The organism is Cyclobacterium xiamenense (genome assembly GCF_900109255.1).
Taxonomy (GTDB): Bacteria; Bacteroidota; Bacteroidia; order Cytophagales; family Cyclobacteriaceae; genus Cyclobacterium; species Cyclobacterium xiamenense.
Map to the genome: position 1 here is coordinate 928383 of NZ_FNZH01000002.1, position 18916 is coordinate 947298.

The window sequence follows — 18916 nt, forward strand, 5'->3', positions numbered from 1 at the left end:
TAGGAATGGAAGAGAAATTAGCGTTTGTAGAAGGTGCAGAGCAGCCCCTATCCATGCACCCGAAGAAGTTTGCTTTGTGGTTGTTTATCGTAAGTGTGGTGATGGTTTTTGCGGGAATGACTAGTGCGTACATTGTTCGGCAGTCGGAGGGTAATTGGCTGGAGTTTGATCTGCCGGATGTGTTTTGGTACAATTCGGGGATCATTGTGCTGAGTAGCTTAAGCATTCACTGGTCGTATCTATCGGCGAAAAAGGATGATTTTAATTCACTCAAACTTGGATTGATTGCCACGACTTTCCTAGGGCTTGCATTTCTGGTCGGTCAATGGTATAGCTGGATCGCGCTGGTGGAGCAGGATGTGTATTTTGTAGGTAATCCAGCAGGTTCGTTTATGTATGTTTTTACGGGTTTGCATGGATTACATCTGGTTAGTGGTGTGATTTTTCTAATTATTGTATTAATTTCGTCACTAGGAAACAAAATCCATTCCCAAAACATGCCCCAGTTGGAGATGTGTGTGACGTACTGGCACTTTCTGGGAGGCTTGTGGTTGTATCTGTTTATGTTTTTGCTTCTAAATCATTAAAATTTAAGTTAACTTAATAATTATGTCTTCGACTGCTATTGAAATCCAATCCAAAAGAGGCGTATGGGGTGGTGGTAACGAGCCGCTGAAAGCAAGCTACGGCAAGCTCATGATGTGGTTTTTTCTGCTATCTGATATTTTTACTTTCACTGCCTTTCTGATTACCTATGGGGCAATCCGGGTTAGTTATCCCGCCTATGGGGGAGAAGTGGCCGATTTTGTAAGTTCCAACGAATACTGGCCCATACCCGAGATGATTTTCGATGCGATCCCATTCGTACATGGGGGGCATTTTCCATTGGTGTTTGTGGGCTTAATGACGTTCATTTTGATTTTGAGCTCGGTTACGATGGTTTTGGCGGTAGAGGCCGGGCACCGGAACGATAAGAAAGACGTGGTTAAGTGGATGCTGTGGACCTTGCTTGGAGGGATAACTTTCCTTAGCTGTCAGGCCTGGGAGTGGACGCACTTTATTCATGGCACGGATGAGGGAGCAATGCTTACCTATGTCAATTCATTCAACAACGTGGTTAGCGAGACGGTTTATGGAGCTAACCTGTTGGTTAACGAATACGGACCGGCACCTTTCGCACAGTTGTTTTTCTTTATTACCGGATTTCATGGGTTCCACGTAACGATTGGTGTATTTCTACTGTTTCTCGCATTTTACCAGGCAGCAGTTGGCGTCTACGAAGAACGAGGACATTACGAAATGATTGAAAAAATTGGCTTGTACTGGCACTTTGTGGACTTGGTCTGGGTGTTTGTATTTACCTTTTTCTATTTGATTTAGAACATTAACCGCATAGTTGAATTATGGCACAAGAAAGTAAAAACGGGTTGGAAGTCATTCCAAGAGACTCGGCAAAGATTAAGAAAATATGGATGACGGCATTGATCCTTCTTGTGGTGACTGCCGTGGAATTTCTGCTTGCTTTTACCATGGAGCGGGGAATGTTGCTGTACATCATTTTCATCGTGTTGACGATTGTGAAAGCCAAATACATCATGATGGAGTTCATGCACCTTGGGGAAGAAGCAAAACCGCTGTTTTATTCGATTATTGTTCCGCTTATCTTTTTGATCTGGTTGATCATCGCCCTTTTCAAGGAAGGTTCGGATATCTTTTTGATGCGTTGGTAAGTAGGCGGTAAAAATGTATATCAATGAATGGTTGGAGTGGAATCTTCAACCATTTTTTTTGTTATGAGATAGTATGAAAATGTTACGCTTTCTTCAAATCCTGGTGTTGATCTGTGTGTTGATGATCCCTGTATTGATTATTCTGTTTTTACGGGGGTTTACGTCTAACGAATATTCCATTCCCATCTTATACGAGCAAGGGGTGGAAGATCCTTACCAGCAGTGCGATTACGGGGGAAATACCGGACAGCATTTCATACCGGATTTTTCCCTGGTAGATCAATTCGACAGGAGTATCGGAAGGGAAGATATGGGGGGAAAGATTACGGTAGTCGATTTTTTCTTTACCAGCTGCCCCAGCATTTGTCCGGTGATGTCCTCGGAGATGGAGCGGGTGCAGGATGCTTTCCGAAACGACGATCGGGTGCAGTTGTTTTCCATCAGTATTGATCCTACCTACGACACGCCTGAAGTACTATCCGAATATGCCGACAGGCATCGGGCAGAACGGGACAAATGGTTTTTCCTTACGGGAGACAAGGGTTCCATTTACGAGCTGGCCAGGTGCGGATTTGTGCTACCTACCATCGATGGGGACTCGGTACCGGAAGATTTTATCCATAGTGATAAATTCGTATTGGTGGATGAGTTGGGTAGAATTAGGGGGTATTACAGCGGTACCGAAAGAGAAAGTGTGGATGAATTGATAGTAGAAACAAAAATTTTATTATACGATGGAAAATAAAATCGAATTAGAGAACCAGGATAAATCCATGTTGCGTTGGATTACCCTAATATCCGTATTGGTGCCCATTGTGGTGGCCGTATTGCTTTTTATGCCTTCAAAAATTGATACGGGACAGGAATGGGTTTATTTTTTGCCCCATTTGAATGCGGTTATCAATTCCGCGGCTACTTTGGCGCTGGTGCTCGGAGTCGTCTTTATCAAGCAGGGTAAGGTCGCCTGGCACAAGGCTTCCATGACCATTGCCTTTGCATTAGGCGCATTGTTTTTGGTCAGTTACGTGTTGTACCACGCTTCGGCAGAAAGTACCAGTTTTGGCGGTGAGGGCTGGATTAGAGGCCTGTATTATTTTCTTTTGATTACGCACATCATTTTGGCCGCTGTGGCCTTGTTTCCCATCCTTTGGGCTTACTATTATGGCTATACCGGGCAGTATGCCCGGCATCGGAAGGTGGTAAAATACGCGTTTCCGATTTGGCTTTATGTGACGGTCACTGGTGTAATCGTTTACTTAATGATCAGCCCCTACTACACGCATTGAGGTTTTTTGTTCCGCATGCGAGAACTTTGTTGACATGGAAACCGTTTAGGATACAGATGAAAAATCGTGCGAAATACCTTATTGCCGGACTGGTGACGGCAATGCTAAGTTTACAGCAAGTGGCTGCGCAGTGCGCCATGTGCCGGGCGACCATTGAAAACAATGTAAGTAATGGCGACACCACCGTGGGCGCTGGATTGAATGTAGGTATCCTGTATCTGTTTCTGGCTCCTTACCTTCTATTGTCTATTATCGGCTATTTTTGGTACAAAAAAGCGAAACAGAAGAAGCGCTTTTCGTTACGTTCATAGGCATTATTTTTTTGGCGGTTACCGCTGTGTTTTGTTTTCTTATCCAAGGCTTACTTTTTTTATCAAAAGTAGAACGGATTTTGCTTGGTTGCTTCTAGCTTTATAGACTGGCCGAACGACAATGCTAAAGAAAAGAAGACTCATACTTATCGCATCCATTCTCATGCTTGGGATCGTGTTGTCGGTGAATTTTTTTATGGGGAACGATCGGGGACAGGCACCGGAAGTACATCGTTCATTACTGGAAGGCAAAATGGCCGAAGTAATTGCGGGTTTCGATGAGGATTATATCGAAATTCTAATGCGTAACCGTCCCAACCAAAATCCAACCTTTCACTCCCTCACTTTTTCCAGCCACTATGCGTTTTACCTTTTTTCCGAAGGAGGCGAGTTGTATTATTGGTCCGATGTAGAAATGGTACCTCGGTTTGAAAGCCTTTCACTTTCGAGAAAGTATCAATTATTGGAAAACGAGCGTGGGCTTTATTTTGCAAAGCTCAGGAGGATGGACCGAAACGATTCCGCTTTCTGGTTACTTCAGGTGTATCCCCTCGTGAGTAAGGTGGACATTGATAATGAATACCTGATAAGTGGCTTCAATGAGGAGGTTTTTGGGAATGATCGCTTCATTTTATCCAATCAACCCAAAGCGGGCTACCAGGATGTTGCCGTGGAAGGCGAGTACCTGTACTCCATTTTTTATAGGGTCGGGTACGATTCGGTTGGGCAGTCATTTAATCACACCCTATTGGTCTTCTTTTTTTCCCTGCTGGGCTTGGTCCTGATTTTAGGAGGTGATTTCGTTTACACCCTGTGGAACAAAGGCAGGCGATCTATGGCCACCTTGTATACCTTTCTGATATTGGCCTGCATCCGACTATTGATGCTTGCCTTTAGTTTTCCCAAAGATTTTTTTCAGACCGGCATTTTTGATCCCGGTTTGTATGCCTCTTCCCGGATCAACCCCAGCCTGGGTGATTTGCTGCTTAATGTCGTATGTTACCTGGTGGTATTAAGCATGGTCATTGCGATACTCGGGAACAAGCGGGTGTTGATAAATTTTATTCAATTCCGAAAAAAGTACGGGTATGGGGTACAGTTGGCAGCCGCTTTCCTGTTGTCCACGATTTTGATGTTTTTGTTTTTCTTTCTTTACCTAAACATTGTCGAAAATGCCCAGTGGAATCTTAGTATTGCGTCTATTCCCACCTTCAATTACCTGAAAGGAATTAGTCTGCTGGTGGTTTTCCTTGGAGGTGCGGCCTACTTGCTGTTTTCCATAATTGGCTTGAACATGGTGCTCTACAAGCGTACGGACCAGGTTTTCTATCCGCTAAAGGTAGTGCTGGCCATCTCGTTTCCAGTGATCCTGTTGCTGTTTTTTGCGGATTTTATCCTGTTGTTGGCTTTTCTGGCCCATTTGATATTGGTAATCGGTATCGTTAGTTTTAAGTTGTACAACAAGCTTTTTAAACTTGAATTCAATACGTTTCTGACCTTCTTTTTTGCGTGTCTGGTCGGGGCGATTATCACGGGTGCGGCTTCTTACCAGCACAACCGAAACGACGAAATCCGCTCCAAGGAAAAATTTGCCAATACAATCATGTTGGACAGGGATGTTATGGGTGAATTTTTGTTGGAGGAAATCATTGACCGCATTCAGGAAGACTTGTTCATCATAAACCGCTTGGCAGACCCGCTTCTTTCAAAGGATCCCATTGAGCGGAAATTACGAAAAATCTACCTCTCGGGCTATTTTGATCAGTACAGCCAACACATTTCTATTTACAATTCATCGGGTCAGCTGCTTGTTGGGGGCAGAGAGGAGCAAAGCCTGGACGAATACAAGCGGAAGTACATGAATAGCGATTACGCAACGCAGGTGTACAATCTGTATCACGTGAAAACTACAGAAACCAACACAGGAAACCGGTTGGTTGCATTCATCAAACTCCAAAAAGAGGGGAATTTTTTAGCAACCATCGTGATTGAATTGAACCAGCAGCGGTTGGAATCCGGCAAGGCCTTTCCAAAACTGCTAATGGACAATCAGTACGCATCGAATTACATACAGGTAGATTTTGATTTTGCGATTTTTGAGTCGGGAAATCTGGAATACAGCTCGGGTGTATACAGCTACCGCAATCCAGAAATAGAAGAGATTTTAAGCGATCCGGCATTGATGACACGGGGAGTTATCCAGGGTGGCTACCATCATTTTGGCGTGCCATACGGTGAAAAAATAATTGTCGTAACCTCCCCCCAATACCCGGATAATTACATATTGGGAGACATCGCCTTTTTCTTTGTCAGTTACCTGATCGTCACGCTGCTATCAATATGTGTCTATTTGGTTCTGGCCGGGGTGAACAGATTACGGTTCAATTATGCCACCAAACTGCAGCTGTACCTGAATTTCGCTTTTTTCTTTCCCATGCTGATCATCAGCATCATCGCCGTAGGATTTTTGAGTCATTCGTGTACGGAGGACCTGCACCGGCAGTACTTCCAGAAAGCCGGTATCATTCGGGACAATCTCAACCGTAACCTGGGAGGGGATCAGTTTAGCGGGATGAATAAGGACGACATCAATAGCGAATTGTATGCACTGTCCAATGCCACAGATGCGGATATCAACTTGTATCTACCCGATGGGCTGCTCCTGGCAACCAACCAGCCCGCTATTTTCGATAAAAAAATCCTGACAAATTACCTGCATCCCCGGGCCTATGCTATGTTTATTGAATCGCTTGAGAATCGTCTTTTGCAGACCGAGCGTGTAGGCAATATGCAATTTAAAACCGTATACCTGGCCTTAAAAAATGGTGAAAACCAACAGTTGCAGGCCATCATCGCCATTCCTTTTTTTGAAGCAGAGGAGGAATTGAATGCGATGATAACGGAGGTTTTTAGTAATATCCTGGTGATTTTTGTGGTCATGTTCCTGATCTTTTTGGTCATTTCCTACTTTGTTTCGAGGCATCTCACCCACCCCTTTAAGTTACTTACCCAAAAACTAAAAGATACCAACCTGGAAAACAACGAATACATGGTCTGGCCGTCCCGGGATGAAATAGGCTTGTTGGTCAATGAGTACAACAACATGCTATTTAAACTGGAAGCCAGTAAGAAGGTGTTGGCCTCCAACGAGAAAGAGTCTGCCTGGAGGGAAATGGCCAAGCAGGTGGCCCATGAAATCAAGAACCCACTCACGCCAATGAAGCTGACCCTTCAGCACCTGCTGCGGTTGAATGCAGAGAATAAATTGGAACAGGGCGACGCGCTGGAAAGGCCCATTTTGTCCATCATTCACCAGGTGGATACCCTGAGTGACATTGCCAGCTCCTTTTCTACCTTTGCCAAAATGCCGCTTCCCAAAAACCAGGAACTTGATTTCCGTGCGGTGGTGAACGAATGCGTTTCGCTTTTCTGCACCCGGGAGGACGTACAGCTGGAATTCGAAGATTGCACACCAGAAGGCAGTTCCGCCAGAATAATGGGGGATGAAAAACTATACGGAAGAGTAATTTCAAACCTGATTATCAACGGTATACAGGCAGTTCCCGAGGGGAAAAGACCGCTGATTGTGATTCGGCTCAGCTACGAAAAGGAAGGAACGATACAATTGGCTATCCGGGATAATGGTCGAGGGATCGACGAGGAATTAAAAGCCAAAGTGTTTTTGCCCAACTTCAGCACGAAAACAGATGGCTCCGGTCTGGGGCTGGCAATTGCGAAGCGTGGCGTGGAGACAGCAGGCGGGAAAATTTGGTTTCGTACGACAAAGGACTCAGGTACTGTCTTTTACCTGCATTTTCCCCTAATTGGGTAGCTACACAATTTATACCGGGGAATTTGTTACTTTAGTGCCCGGTAATAGTCTGCGTTATGTGGTTGGCGAAGTATTTTTTAACCGTTTTGACAGCGTTTTCGGGGCTGGAGGCTTTGGCTCAGTCGATGCCGGCGGTCTGCCGTTGGAAAAAAATTGGCAGTAATGGCAATGAATTGCTGCTGGATTCCCTAAGCATACAACCGTCTTCCCTCCGGGTTTTTGGACCTTCCGGTGATCAAATTCCCCATTCCTACACCTTGAGTACCGGCAAGATTTCTTTTGGCGTAGCAGAGGCTGATTTACCCGACTCAGTACGGCTTTGCTACGAGCGCTTGCCTTTTTCCTTTCACCATACCTATCAAAAACGCTCCCTGTCGGGGGATTACGATTCCCTGGCCTTCTTCAGGGATACGCCCCCGAAAAAGAAACCCGTCATGGATTTTCGGGAGGAGGTATTTACCTCCAACAAACTCAATCAATCCGGTAACCTGACCCGGGGGATCTCGTTTGGGAATTCTCAAAACGTCTTCGTTAACTCCGCGTTGAACCTGCAGCTGGATGGGGAACTGGCGGACAATCTACAAATACGGGCCAGTATCACCGACCAGAACGTACCGTTTCAGCCAGAAGGAAATACCCAACAGATTCAGGATTTTGACAATGTTTTGATAGCCCTCTACAACGATCAATTCAACCTCTCCGGGGGCGATGTGGTGCTACAGCAGCGAAAATCTGAATTTTTGCGCTATTACAAAAACGTGCAGGGGCTGCAATTTACCAGGGAATACGAAATGGGTGCCGACTGGAAAGCATCTACCCGTGCCGGTGCCGCCATTGCCAAAGGCAAATTTGCATCGCAGGTACTGGAAGTCTTGGAGGGAGTCAGCGGCCCCTACCGTATTCGGGGACCCGGAGAAGAACGCTTTGTGATCATCATGGCCAACTCCGAAAAAGTGTTTCTGGATGGCAAACAACTCCGGCGGGGGTTTAACAATGACTATACCATTGACTACAACCAAGGGGAGATTACCTTTACTCCCAGTGTCCTGATCACCCAGTATTCCCGGGTGCGCGTGGATTTTGAATACGCCGAGCGAAATTTCTCCAGATCCATTCTAACCGCCAGTCACCAGCAGGAAAACGAAAACGTCTCGGTTTATTTTAATTTTTACCGCGAACAAGACGATCCCAACCGCCCGCTTTTTATGGAACTCTCGGATGCCGATAAGAACTTATTGGCGGCTGTGGGAGACGATATCAACGCAGCTGCTGTTCCCCGCATTGATAGCATCGCGTTTGACTCAAACCGGATTTTGTACAGAAAGGTTACCGAGATCACGGAAGTGGGAGAAACGTTGACGTATTATGCCTACAGTACCGATCCGGAGGAGGCTTTTTATGCGGTCAGTTTTACCGAAACCGGACAGGGAAGGGGGCATTACCGAAGGCAACAACAACTGGCCAGTGGTGTGGTGTATGCATTCGTTCCTCCTATCGATGGTGTGCCCCAAGGCAATTATTCCATTCGTACCCCGCTGCCCGCTCCCACTAAGCGGCAAATGATTACCGGGGGTACCTCGATCCGTATTGGCGCGCACGAAAAGGTGTTTTCGGAACTTGCTCTTTCAAACAGGGATGAAAATCGCTATTCGCCCCTGGACAACGAAGATAATACGGGGGTTGCCCTAAAAGCCGGGATCGTGTCGGAGGGCCGCACCGTATCTTCCTTGGAGGGCTACCGATTTGATGCGCACACGACCGTGGAATACAACTCCACTAATTTTTCGTTTATTGACCGGCTCCGGTACATTGAATTCGACAGGGATTGGGGACTCCCCGCCGGTGAAACACTTCCCAATGCCTCCGAAAAGCTCTTTCAGGCGAAAGTTGCCCTGACCAAGGACCCACAAAATCAGGTGAGTTATACCCTGGACCTGAGGGAACGCGCCGGGCAGCTTTCGGGGGTACAACAAAACGCACTGGTTAATCAGCGTTTTGGAAAACGTTGGTTGCTATCCAACGAGCTTTTTCACCTGGCCAGTCAGGTTCAGTCGTTTCGCTCCGACTGGTTGCGGTATCAAGGAGAACTAAAATACCGTTCCCGGTACCTGGTGCCGGCGTACCGGTTCAGTGTAGACCGAAATGTGGTTGCAAACCCGCAAAATGAACAAGTGATCCGAACGGCGATGAACTTTAAGGAACATCAGGTATCCCTGCAAACCAACGATAGCCTGGCCTATCAGGCCTTTGCCACTGCCAGTATTCGCGAGGACCAGGCTGTAGCAAATGGCACATTGGTGCCGGATACCCGGGCCTTTGTAAGCAGCTACGGGTTGCGAGGAACCTTTGGCCCCCATTCGGTCAAGGCCTCGTTTACCTACCGGGAGCTGCTGTTTCTGCGCCAGGAGGAGTTGGAGGAAATCACGGTCATGGGTAAAATGGACTACCGCAGCTCTGTTTTTGAAAACAACCTGACCAATGAGTTGACCTATGCCCTGGGCAACGGACGGGAATTGCGGCGGGAGTTCGTCTTTCTGCCGGTGCCCACCGGAGAGGGCACCCACACCTGGCGGGACGATAACGAAGACGGCGTGCAGCAATTAAACGAGTTTTACCTGGCAATCAACCCGGAGGAAAAGAATTACATCAAAGTATTCGTACCTACCGATGAATACGTGCAAGCTTACACCACGCTTTTCAACTATCGGTTGCAGGCAAAATTTCCTACGGATTGGAAAGAAGCATCGGGGTTAAAGAAATGGCTTTCCCGGTTTTCCAATCAGACCAATTGGAATGTGGAAAAAAAAATCACCTCTTCTGATTTCTTTCAGCGCATCAGTCCCTTGCTAGCCAACGCCAACGATACTTCCCTGCTTTCCATTCGGCAATCTTTTCGCTCGTCCTTGTTTTTTAACCGTGCCTCGTCGGTCTACGGGCTGGATGTCTCCTTTTTTAATACCCACCAAAAACAGCTGCTCACCGGCGGGTTTGAAGATTTTTCCCGGGATGATTGGCGTGTAAATGCCCGGTACTCGTTAAACACTCAGTGGAACATGCTGTTTTACTGGAACAGGGGATGGAGAAATTCGGCCTCCGATTTTCTGGAAAACCGCGATTTTACCATCCGGGAGCACACCTTTGGACCGGAATTCAATTTGCAGCCATCGCCAGCTTTCCGTGCCTCATTAAAATACCGGATGACAGGAAAACAGAATCTAGCCAATCTGGAATTTGAGGAGCGGGCACAGCTTCAGGAAGCGGCGCTTAATCTACGCCTGGCGAAAGCCACCCAAACGACGCTAAATGCACAGGTTGCCTACACCTATATTGAGTATAACGGAAAGGTAAACAGTCCGGTAGGGTACGAAATGCTGCAAGCACTTACTCCCGGAAACAATACCTCCTGGACGGTAAACTGGCTCCAAAAAATTGGCGAGGGCCTCCAGTTAAACCTGATTTATGAGGGCAGAAATTCCCAAGGCCTGGATCGGTTGGTACATACAGGTCGCATGCAGGTTTCTGCCTTGTTCTGATTAGGCATAGCCCGGGAAAAAATGTAACTTTGTGCGGATTATTTGGTTGTTGTACGAATAGTTAAAATACAAACGAATGGCAAAGAGTATTCTGGTCACAGGTGGTACCAAAGGGATTGGGAAGGCGATCATTCACCGATTTGCCCGAGAGGGGTTTGATGTTTTCAGCTGCAGTAGAAACGGTAGCGAATTGAATTCGCTGCAGCAGGAAATGGCGGACCTGTACCCGGAGGTCCAGGTACAGGTGATGCAGGCCGACTTGTCACAAAAACTGGAGGTCAAGGCGTTTGCGGCCTTTGTAAAAAAAAACACCATCCCCGATGTTTTGATAAATAATACCGGTATTTTTATTCCCGGGAGCCTGCATGAGGAGCCAGAAGGTAATTTTGAAAAAACGATGCATACCAACCTTTTCAGTGCCTACTACCTCACCCGCGCATTTACCGACGCATTCATCGATCGGAAAAGCGGACATATTTTTTCCATTGGAAGCATTGCCGGGCTCACTGCGTATGCCAATGGCGGTAGCTATGCCGTTTCCAAGTGGGCCATGCTGGGATTTACCAAATGCCTTCGTCAGGAATTAATGCCGCATGGCATACGGGTAACCTCCGTATTGCCCGGCGCGACTTACACGGCGAGTTGGGAAGGGGTGGATTTACCCGAAGACCGCTTTATGAAAGCCACCGATGTAGCAGAATCAGTATGGGCTGCGTATAACCTTTCACCCCGTTCTGTTGTTGAAGAGATAGTAATCCGGCCACAATTAGGTGATATATAACTATGGAACTGAAAACCATCGAAGAAAAGATCCGCTATTGCAATAGCCTTACCGATTATTCCCGAAGGGAGACTATTCCCGTAAAGGTAGGTGATTTGATCATCGGAGGGGATAATCCCATCGTGGTACAATCAATGACCACGGTGGATACCATGGATACCCAAGGGTCCATTGATCAAGCGATCCGAATGATTGAGAGTGGCTGCGAACTCGTCCGAATCACAGCACCCAGTATCAAAGAAGCGGAGAATCTACGCAAGATCAAGGAAGGATTGCGCGAACGGGGATACCGCACGCCGCTGGTTGCAGACATTCACTTCACGCCGAATGCAGCCGAAGTGGCAGCCCAGATCGTGGAAAAAGTGCGGGTAAATCCCGGGAACTACGCCGATAAAAAGAAATTTGAAGTTCTGGAATATACCGATGCGTCCTATCAGGCGGAGTTGGAACGCATCCGCGAACGGTTTTTGCCCCTGGTAAAAATCTGTAAAGCAAACGGTACCGCCATGCGGATTGGAACCAATCACGGTTCCCTTTCGGACCGGATCATGAGCCGGTATGGGGACACACCGCTTGGAATGGTGGAGTCCGCCCTTGAATTTTTACGTATATGCGAAGACGAACGCTTCCACGATATTGTGATTTCCATGAAATCGTCCAATACCCAGGTAATGGTTCAGGCCTACCGTCTCCTGGTTCAAAAATTGGACGAAGGTGGGTTTAAGCCGTATCCCTTGCATTTGGGTGTTACCGAGGCCGGTGACGGAGAAGACGGTAGGGTGAAGTCTGCCGTAGGCATCGGGGCCCTGTTGGAAGACGGACTGGGAGATACGGTGCGTGTGTCCCTGACCGAAGATCCGGAGTTTGAATCCCCTGTGGTCAAAACACTCATCGATCGCTACCTGCACCGTCCGGAAAAATCGGGCATCCCTCCGCTGGATTCCTACCCACTGGATCCCTTTGGCTACACCAAAAGAAAAACGGTGGAAGTAGGTAATTTTGGCGGCGGAAACGTGCCCCGTGTGCTAACCGACATTTCCCGACTTGAACAATTGGAGCCAAAAGAGCTGAAAGGCACGGGCCACTTTTATTTGCCCGAACTGGACAAATGGAAAATGAACGATCAAGGATGCGACTACCTGTATTCGGGAAGTAAGCCCGTCCCCTTTATGCTTCCCAATGGGGTGAAGGAGATTGTGGATTACGAGGTGTGGATCGGCCATTCAGATAAGAAAAATAGCTACCCGGCGATTTCGCCGGAAGTCTTGAGCGAAAAAAGGGAGCTGCATCCGGAGGTGAATTTCCTTTTTCTTGCTTGCGAGCAAATGGAGGATGCGGTACCGCTGCTCACCAATAGCCATCCACTGGTGATTGTGCTGGCTACGGAAAAGGATCACCAGATGCAGGCATTGAGACGGGCATTTGTGACGTTGATTCAAGCGGGAATTGAGCTTCCGGTTGTACCCAAGGTCACGTATGCACAGAAGGATACCGAAAAGACCACGCTCTATGCTGCCACCGATGTGGGGGGCTTATTGATTGATGGCCTCGGAGACGGCATCCTGATCGGCCTGGATCGGCTGAAACTGGATCAGCGGCAGGAGTTGTTGGACCAGGTTAAATTGCACAATTCGGTCAGTTTCGGTGTGCTTCAGGCAGCCCGGACGCGCATGTCAAAAACCGAATACATTTCCTGTCCGTCTTGTGGTCGCACCTTGTTTGACCTACAGGAAACCACCGCGATGATCCGAAAGCGGACCGATCACCTGAAGGGGGTAAAAATCGGAATCATGGGCTGCATTGTCAATGGTCCCGGTGAGATGGCGGACGCCGATTACGGCTACGTGGGTTCGGGTAAAGGTAAGATCACCTTGTACAAGGGAAAAGAAGTGGTCAAACGCGCCGTACCCTCCGAAAGGGCCGTGGATGAATTGATCGAAATCATCCGGCAGGACGGGCAGTGGATCGAGCCCGAGGCCAGTGAACACCATCATTAACGACTAAATCAACACGAACCATGTCCAATAAATTAAAGGAGTTCTTTCAGGTAGGAGAAGTTGGGAATTATTTTATCCGGGTTTTCCAAAAGCCGGACCCCACAAAAAAGAGTAATTTCAACCTGCGCATGATGCACGGCATCAATAAGATATCCATACTTGTGTTCCTCGCTGCACTTATCTTCTGGATCATCAAACGCATCGTGTAGCAATGAAGATCGATTTTTTCAGAGACTACTGCTTGAAAAAAAACGGAGCAACGGAGTCCACGCCTTTTGGCGAAGACACGCTTTGCTTTCAAGTAGGAGGTAAAATTTTTGCAATCATCGATATCGAGCGCTTTGAAAGCGTGAACCTAAAATGTGATCCGGAAAGAGCCCTGCTACTGCGTGAGCAATACCCGGGGATTCAGGCGGGCTACCACATGAATAAAAAGCATTGGAACACCGTGTCTTTCGACGGATCTGTTAGCGACCCGTTGATTCTGGAATTGGTGGACCACTCCTATGACCTGGTTTTTGCGGGTCTTCCCAAGAAAATTAAAGAACAATTTAGTTAATGGTATTTTTGAGCATCAGGGGATTGGATAAAACCTACCCCGGAGATATTGTTGCCCTGCACGATTTATCCCTGGAAATCCAAAAGGGAGAACGTTGGGCGGTCATTGGATCCAGTGGTAGCGGCAAAAGCACCTTGCTTCGGCTCATCGCAGGACTGGAAGCCCAGGATGCCGGAGAGGTGCTGCTGGACGGAGAAAAAATCAAAAATTCCAACGAAAAACTCGTGGCCGGATACGATGCCATTCAGCTGGTCCGGCAGGACAATGGGCTCTATCCCCATTCCACCGTGGCTGAAAATATCCGTCGTCCACTCCTGCAGTACGACAAAACGTATGGGGCTGAACGGTTGGAAAGTTTGCTTGCGCTTTTTGGGCTTCTGCGCAAACGGGACGCCTACCCCCGGCAATTATCGGGCGGAGAGCAACAAAAGGTGGCCATCGCCCGGGCGCTAAGTCTGGAACCGGAAGTGCTGTTGCTCGATGAGCCGTTTAATTCGCTGGATAGTTTGCAGAAACGGGATTTGCTGGACGAGCTCAACCTGATTTTCCGTGAGTTGGAGCTCACGTTACTGATGGTAACCCACGATATTCAGGACGCCTTGCTGCTTACAGATCGCCTTTGCGTGGTATCCCCGGGAGGCAAGCTGGTGAGGCAGGGAACGATTCGGGAAATTCATCAGCATCCCCAGTCGCCCTACGTAGCGGGCTTTTTTGGTCCACTAAATGCCGTACCCGGTAGGGAAGGATATTATCTCCGGCCCGCGGATGTTACGGTACCGGAAGGGAAGGGTAAGGCAACCGGCACGGTGCTAATCAATCGGTATTTTCCGGAACACGATCTGCTCACCGTGGCAGTAGCGGGAGCTGCGCAACCCTGGCAGGTAGCCGATCCCCAGCGTGGTTTTTCCCAGGGGCAAACCATTCAGTTGACCTGGGATGAGTCGCGTGTCCTGCATTTGCCCGCCTGAGCACGCCTCAGGCCATAAACCCCTCTTCTTTTTCCTTTTCCGTCGCTTCCCGGACTTCAAAAACCTCGCCTTCAAAATGCAGGGTCATGCCCGTGAGTGGGTGGTTGAAGTCCAAAAGCAATTCCTCGCCAAGATCCTTAACGATTTTTGCCTGCATGGGATAGCCGTCTTCGTCTACCAGGGGAAGGAAGTTGCCTTCCTGCAGCATTTCTTCCTGAAATCCCCGCTCCGTGTTAAACTGCGCCTTGGGTACGGAGACAATGAGTTCGTCATCGGCTTCTCCGTACGCTTCGGCTACTTCCAGCACAAATTGAAAGCGATCGCCTTTGGTTTTTTCCTTTAGTTTTTTTTCAAAGGCCTCCGGCAGTCCGCTGTTGCCATAGAGAAAGTAAAAGGGATCCGCCTCGTCCCGTACTTCCACGCTAAAGGGCAGTTCCTCAGAAGTTTCATTGGTCACTTTTAGTTCGTAGGTAAGCCCTACGACGGTGTTTTCGTTGATTTTCATAGGTTTTGTTTAGACTCACAAAGGTAGTGGATAACCTGCAGAATTAAAATTGGCATTCAGGATCAACCGGAAAGCACAGGTAAGTTTTTCCAAAAGTTTTCCTTATTTTCACCCATGCATCTATTTTAGTCCATGTAGCCCTAAAAAATTTCTGTATGAAACAGGTAGCGTTCACGATGAAGTTGATACCCGGAAACGAAGCGGAATACGAAAAGCGGCACCGGGAAATCTGGCCGGAATTGGCCGCACTTCTTCGGGAGGCCGGCATTGCCGAATACCACATCTTTTTGGATGAATCCAGCGGGACGCTTTTCGCCTTTCAAAACCTGAACGAGGACAGTGCCGGAACGGACCACCTTCCGGAGAAACCAATCATGAAAAAATGGTGGGCCTACATGGCAGACCTCATGGAGACCCATGCAGACCAATCTCCCAAAATACTGCCGCTACGCCATGTTTTTTCCTTGTAACGCCTGCCCGCCTATGACAAGCCGATACGATTTATTGCAATCCTTACTTCTCCTATCTGCACTTTTGCTGGGCACGCTTGCTTGCAAACAGGAGGACCGTGCGGTTCGCACTGCGGTAAGTGCTGGCGCCTGGCCCGAAAAAACCCAAACCTCCAAGCCCTGGACACGCTGGTGGTGGATGGGGAGTGCCGTGGACAAGGATAATTTGAGTCGCTTGCTGAAAGCCTATGAGGAAGCAGGGCTAGGCGGATTGGAGATTGCACCCATTTACGGGGCCAAAGGATTTGAAGACCGTTTTTTGCCCTACCTTTCCCCGGAATGGATGGAAATGTTGCACCATACGGTGGCTACCGCAGACAGTCTGGAACTGGGTATCGATCTTACACAAGGCACGGGATGGCCTTTTGGCGGTCCCATGGTGGAGCCGGAAATGGCCGCCCAGCGCATGGTGATGCAACAGCATACCTATTCCGAAGCGGAAGGATTGGATCGACCCATTTTGCTGGAAGATACCCGCGCCGCTCGCTTTGACTATGTGCTGCATACGGTAATGGCCTATAAAGAAAACGAATCTCCGGTAAACCTTACCGATCAAATTGACGATTCCGGGCAACTGTCCTGGAGTGCTACTGGAACCTGGAAATTGATCGCTGTATTTCGGGTACAGACGGGGCAACGGGTGAAACGTGCGGCACCGGGCGGTCAGGGTTTTACGCTGGATCATTATTCCTACGAATCTGTCGGCAATTACCTTTCCCATTTTGATTCGGCCTTTGGAGAAAATTTTCCCGGAATCCGGGCATTCTATAACGATAGCTTTGAAGTGTACGGGGCGGATTTTACACAGGATTTTTTTCGGTATTTTCTGGAAAAGCGCGGGTATGACTTACGGGATTACCTGCCCGAGTTGCTGGCAGAAGAACCGGCCGAGCGCAGCAGCCGAGTCAAGTCCGATTACCGGGAGACCATCCATGACATGCTGTTAGAAAACTTTACCGGGCAATGGACCGACTGGGCCAATCAGCGGGGAAAAATGACCAAGAATCAAGCACATGGCTCGCCGGGAAACCTGCTGGATCTTTATGCGCGGGTAGACATTCCCGAAGGCGAAACCTTTGGTTCCAGCTATTTCCCCATTCCTGGTATCCGAAGGGATAGTGCCGATATCCGAAACGTGGATCCCGATCCCATCATGCTGAAATTTGCCTCTTCGGCAGCCCACCTGAGGGGTAAAAACCTGGTGTCCACCGAAACCTTTACCTGGCTGGGAGAGCATTTTAAATCCGCTTTCTCCCAGGCAAAACCCGAACTGGAACAGGCCTTTCTGGCGGGAATCAACCATATGTTTTACCATGGAGTAACCTACTCTCCCGAAGAGGTGGATTTTCCGGGATGGTTATTTTATGCTTCTTTAAATCTGAATACACATAACAGCCTATGGCCCCATTTTAGAGGCTTTAATGCGTACATACAGCGTGTTCAGTCGGTGCTGCAATCCGGAACCCCGGATAACGAACTGCTTATGTACTGGCCGGTGTACGACGTTTGGGCCGACCTGGAGGGGGTATCCAAAATGCTGACCGTGCACGGCATCGATGAGTGGCTGCATCCGACGCCATTTTATAAAGGTTCCAAGCTGCTAATGGAAAAGGGATACAGTTTGGATTTCGTCTCGGATGCCCTGATTGAGGAGTTGCAGGTTACGGAGGGACAGCTGTCCGCAGCGGATGGCGCGTATACCGCGCAGGTACTGGTGGTGCCTGGGCTTCGCTACCTGCCCCTAGCCACCCTGGAGCGACTCCTATCGCTGGCTGAGGCAGGGGCCACGGTCGTTTTTCAGGAGCAGCCTGCGGATGTACCGGGCTTTAAGGACTACGCAGAAAGAAGGGAAGCGTTAGAGCGCATCTGGAAGACCCTTTCCTTCGAAACGAGTGCATCTACCCAGGTGGCGACTTTTGGGAAAGGCAAGGTTATTCTGTCGGAAGACTTGCTTCAGGGCATGAAGCTGGCCGGATTGGAACGGGAAACCCTGGTGGATCAGGGTCTTCGGTTTATCCGGAGGAATTTGGCCGGTGAACGGTATTACTATTTGGTCAACCATACCGCAGAGACCATCGCTACCCCTATTCCGCTAAACCAGGAGGGAGAAGCCGCTGTGTTGATGGCTCCGGAGCAAGGGAAAGTGGGGTTGGCGGAAACCAGGCGGGAAAACGGAAAACTGTCTGTTCGGGTACACCTGGAACCGGGCGAATCGCTGATCGTGCATGTGTTGCGCAACGAGAGTCAAGGCATTCCGAACTGGCATTACCGGGTTTCAGATCCGGAAATACGTACGCTGGAAAGCCCCTGGAAGCTAAGTTTTCACCAAGGAGGACCTGGGTTACCCAAATCCCGGCAATTGCAAAAAATTGGGCCCTGGACCGAGTCGGCGGATACGCTTAGCCTGCATTTTTCCGGGCAGGCCCGGTACGAAACCAGCCTGGACCTAAAACTGGAGCAAGGGGCCCGTTACGAGCTCTCTCTTGGCAAGGTACGGGAAAGTGCCCGTGTTTGGATCAACGGGCAGGAAGTTGGCTTTGCTTTCGGTATACCCTTTCGACTGGATGTAGGAGATTACCTGAAAGACGGGATCAATGAAATTACCGTAGAGGTGGCGAATTTGATGGCCAACCGCATTCGCTACCTGGATCAGCAAGGGGTGACCTGGCGAAATTACCACGAAATCAATTTTGTAAACATCGATTACCAGCCCTTTGACGCTTCTTCCTGGGAAGTAATGCCTTCCGGGCTTGTAGGGCCGGTTACCCTCGAGATCCACCATTAATAAAATTATTGGTTGAAGGCAATCCCAAATTCAATTAATTGAAACGAATTGCACGTTTTGTGGAATATTTAATTAAATTTAGAGAGTACTTGGATGGAAAAGTGCGATGGATTGTAGCTG

At 48.5% G+C, this 18916-nt stretch carries 16 protein-coding genes; 15 read left to right on the forward strand and 1 reads right to left on the reverse strand.

Annotation, left to right across the window (positions count from 1 at the left end):
- The first annotated feature begins 5 nt into the window (after nucleotides 1-5).
- From BMW71_RS08675 to BMW71_RS08735, 13 genes are all read left to right on the forward strand, one after another.
- Nucleotides 6-587, forward strand: a complete 582-nt coding sequence (locus tag BMW71_RS08675; RefSeq protein WP_092172195.1) for a cytochrome c oxidase subunit 3 — start codon at nucleotides 6-8, stop codon at nucleotides 585-587.
- Between the two features lie 22 nt (nucleotides 588-609).
- On the forward strand, nucleotides 610-1380 hold the full coding sequence (locus tag BMW71_RS08680; protein WP_174238218.1) for a cytochrome c oxidase subunit 3: 771 nt from the start codon (nucleotides 610-612) through the stop codon (nucleotides 1378-1380).
- A 23-nt stretch (nucleotides 1381-1403) separates the two neighbouring features.
- Complete coding sequence (locus BMW71_RS08685) at nucleotides 1404-1730, forward strand: cytochrome C oxidase subunit IV family protein (RefSeq protein WP_092172201.1); 327 nt, start codon at nucleotides 1404-1406, stop codon at nucleotides 1728-1730.
- Nucleotides 1731-1803: 73 nt separating this feature from the next.
- Nucleotides 1804-2475, forward strand: a complete 672-nt coding sequence (locus tag BMW71_RS08690) for an SCO family protein (protein ID WP_092172204.1) — start codon at nucleotides 1804-1806, stop codon at nucleotides 2473-2475.
- The gene (locus BMW71_RS08695) at nucleotides 2465-3016 is read left to right on the forward strand and encodes a DUF420 domain-containing protein (RefSeq protein WP_092172207.1); all 552 of its coding nucleotides are present in this window, start codon (nucleotides 2465-2467) and stop codon (nucleotides 3014-3016) included. The genes BMW71_RS08690 and BMW71_RS08695 overlap by 11 nt, the downstream gene beginning before the upstream one ends.
- A gap of 56 nt (nucleotides 3017-3072) precedes the next feature.
- Nucleotides 3073-3327, forward strand: coding sequence for a hypothetical protein (locus BMW71_RS08700; protein WP_092172210.1), 255 nt, complete (start codon nucleotides 3073-3075; stop codon nucleotides 3325-3327).
- A gap of 121 nt (nucleotides 3328-3448) precedes the next feature.
- Nucleotides 3449-7159, forward strand: a complete 3711-nt coding sequence (locus BMW71_RS08705; RefSeq protein WP_092172212.1) for a sensor histidine kinase — start codon at nucleotides 3449-3451, stop codon at nucleotides 7157-7159.
- Nucleotides 7160-7245: 86 nt separating this feature from the next.
- Nucleotides 7246-10692, forward strand: a complete 3447-nt coding sequence (locus BMW71_RS08710) for a hypothetical protein (RefSeq protein ID WP_244891121.1) — start codon at nucleotides 7246-7248, stop codon at nucleotides 10690-10692.
- Between the two features lie 76 nt (nucleotides 10693-10768).
- Nucleotides 10769-11473, forward strand: a complete 705-nt coding sequence (locus BMW71_RS08715; protein WP_092172218.1) for an SDR family oxidoreductase — start codon at nucleotides 10769-10771, stop codon at nucleotides 11471-11473.
- 2 nt (nucleotides 11474-11475) lie between these two features.
- Nucleotides 11476-13470, forward strand: coding sequence for a (E)-4-hydroxy-3-methylbut-2-enyl-diphosphate synthase (ispG, locus tag BMW71_RS08720; RefSeq protein ID WP_092172221.1), 1995 nt, complete (start codon nucleotides 11476-11478; stop codon nucleotides 13468-13470).
- 20 nt (nucleotides 13471-13490) lie between these two features.
- Nucleotides 13491-13679 carry a DUF6728 family protein gene (locus tag BMW71_RS08725; RefSeq protein WP_092172224.1) on the forward strand — a complete coding sequence of 63 codons (189 nt, stop codon included), beginning with the start codon at nucleotides 13491-13493 and terminating at the stop codon, nucleotides 13677-13679.
- Nucleotides 13680-13681: 2 nt separating this feature from the next.
- Nucleotides 13682-14029, forward strand: a complete 348-nt coding sequence (locus BMW71_RS08730; RefSeq protein ID WP_092172227.1) for an MmcQ/YjbR family DNA-binding protein — start codon at nucleotides 13682-13684, stop codon at nucleotides 14027-14029.
- Entirely contained in the window at nucleotides 14029-14997 is a 969-nt protein-coding gene (locus tag BMW71_RS08735) for an ABC transporter ATP-binding protein (protein WP_092172230.1), read from the forward strand. The genes BMW71_RS08730 and BMW71_RS08735 overlap by 1 nt, the downstream gene beginning before the upstream one ends.
- 7 nt (nucleotides 14998-15004) lie before the next feature.
- Here the strand turns inward: BMW71_RS08735 and BMW71_RS08740 are convergent, their stop codons facing one another.
- Nucleotides 15005-15502, reverse strand: coding sequence for an FKBP-type peptidyl-prolyl cis-trans isomerase (locus BMW71_RS08740; RefSeq protein ID WP_092172233.1), 498 nt, complete (start codon nucleotides 15500-15502; stop codon nucleotides 15005-15007).
- 155 nt (nucleotides 15503-15657) lie between these two features.
- Between BMW71_RS08740 and BMW71_RS08745 the strand changes: the two genes are divergently transcribed.
- Nucleotides 15658-15972 carry an L-rhamnose mutarotase gene (locus tag BMW71_RS08745; RefSeq protein WP_092172236.1) on the forward strand — a complete coding sequence of 105 codons (315 nt, stop codon included), beginning with the start codon at nucleotides 15658-15660 and terminating at the stop codon, nucleotides 15970-15972.
- A gap of 13 nt (nucleotides 15973-15985) precedes the next feature.
- Entirely contained in the window at nucleotides 15986-18796 is a 2811-nt protein-coding gene (locus tag BMW71_RS08750; protein ID WP_092172239.1) for a glycosyl hydrolase, read from the forward strand.
- Nucleotides 18797-18916 lie beyond the last annotated feature (120 nt).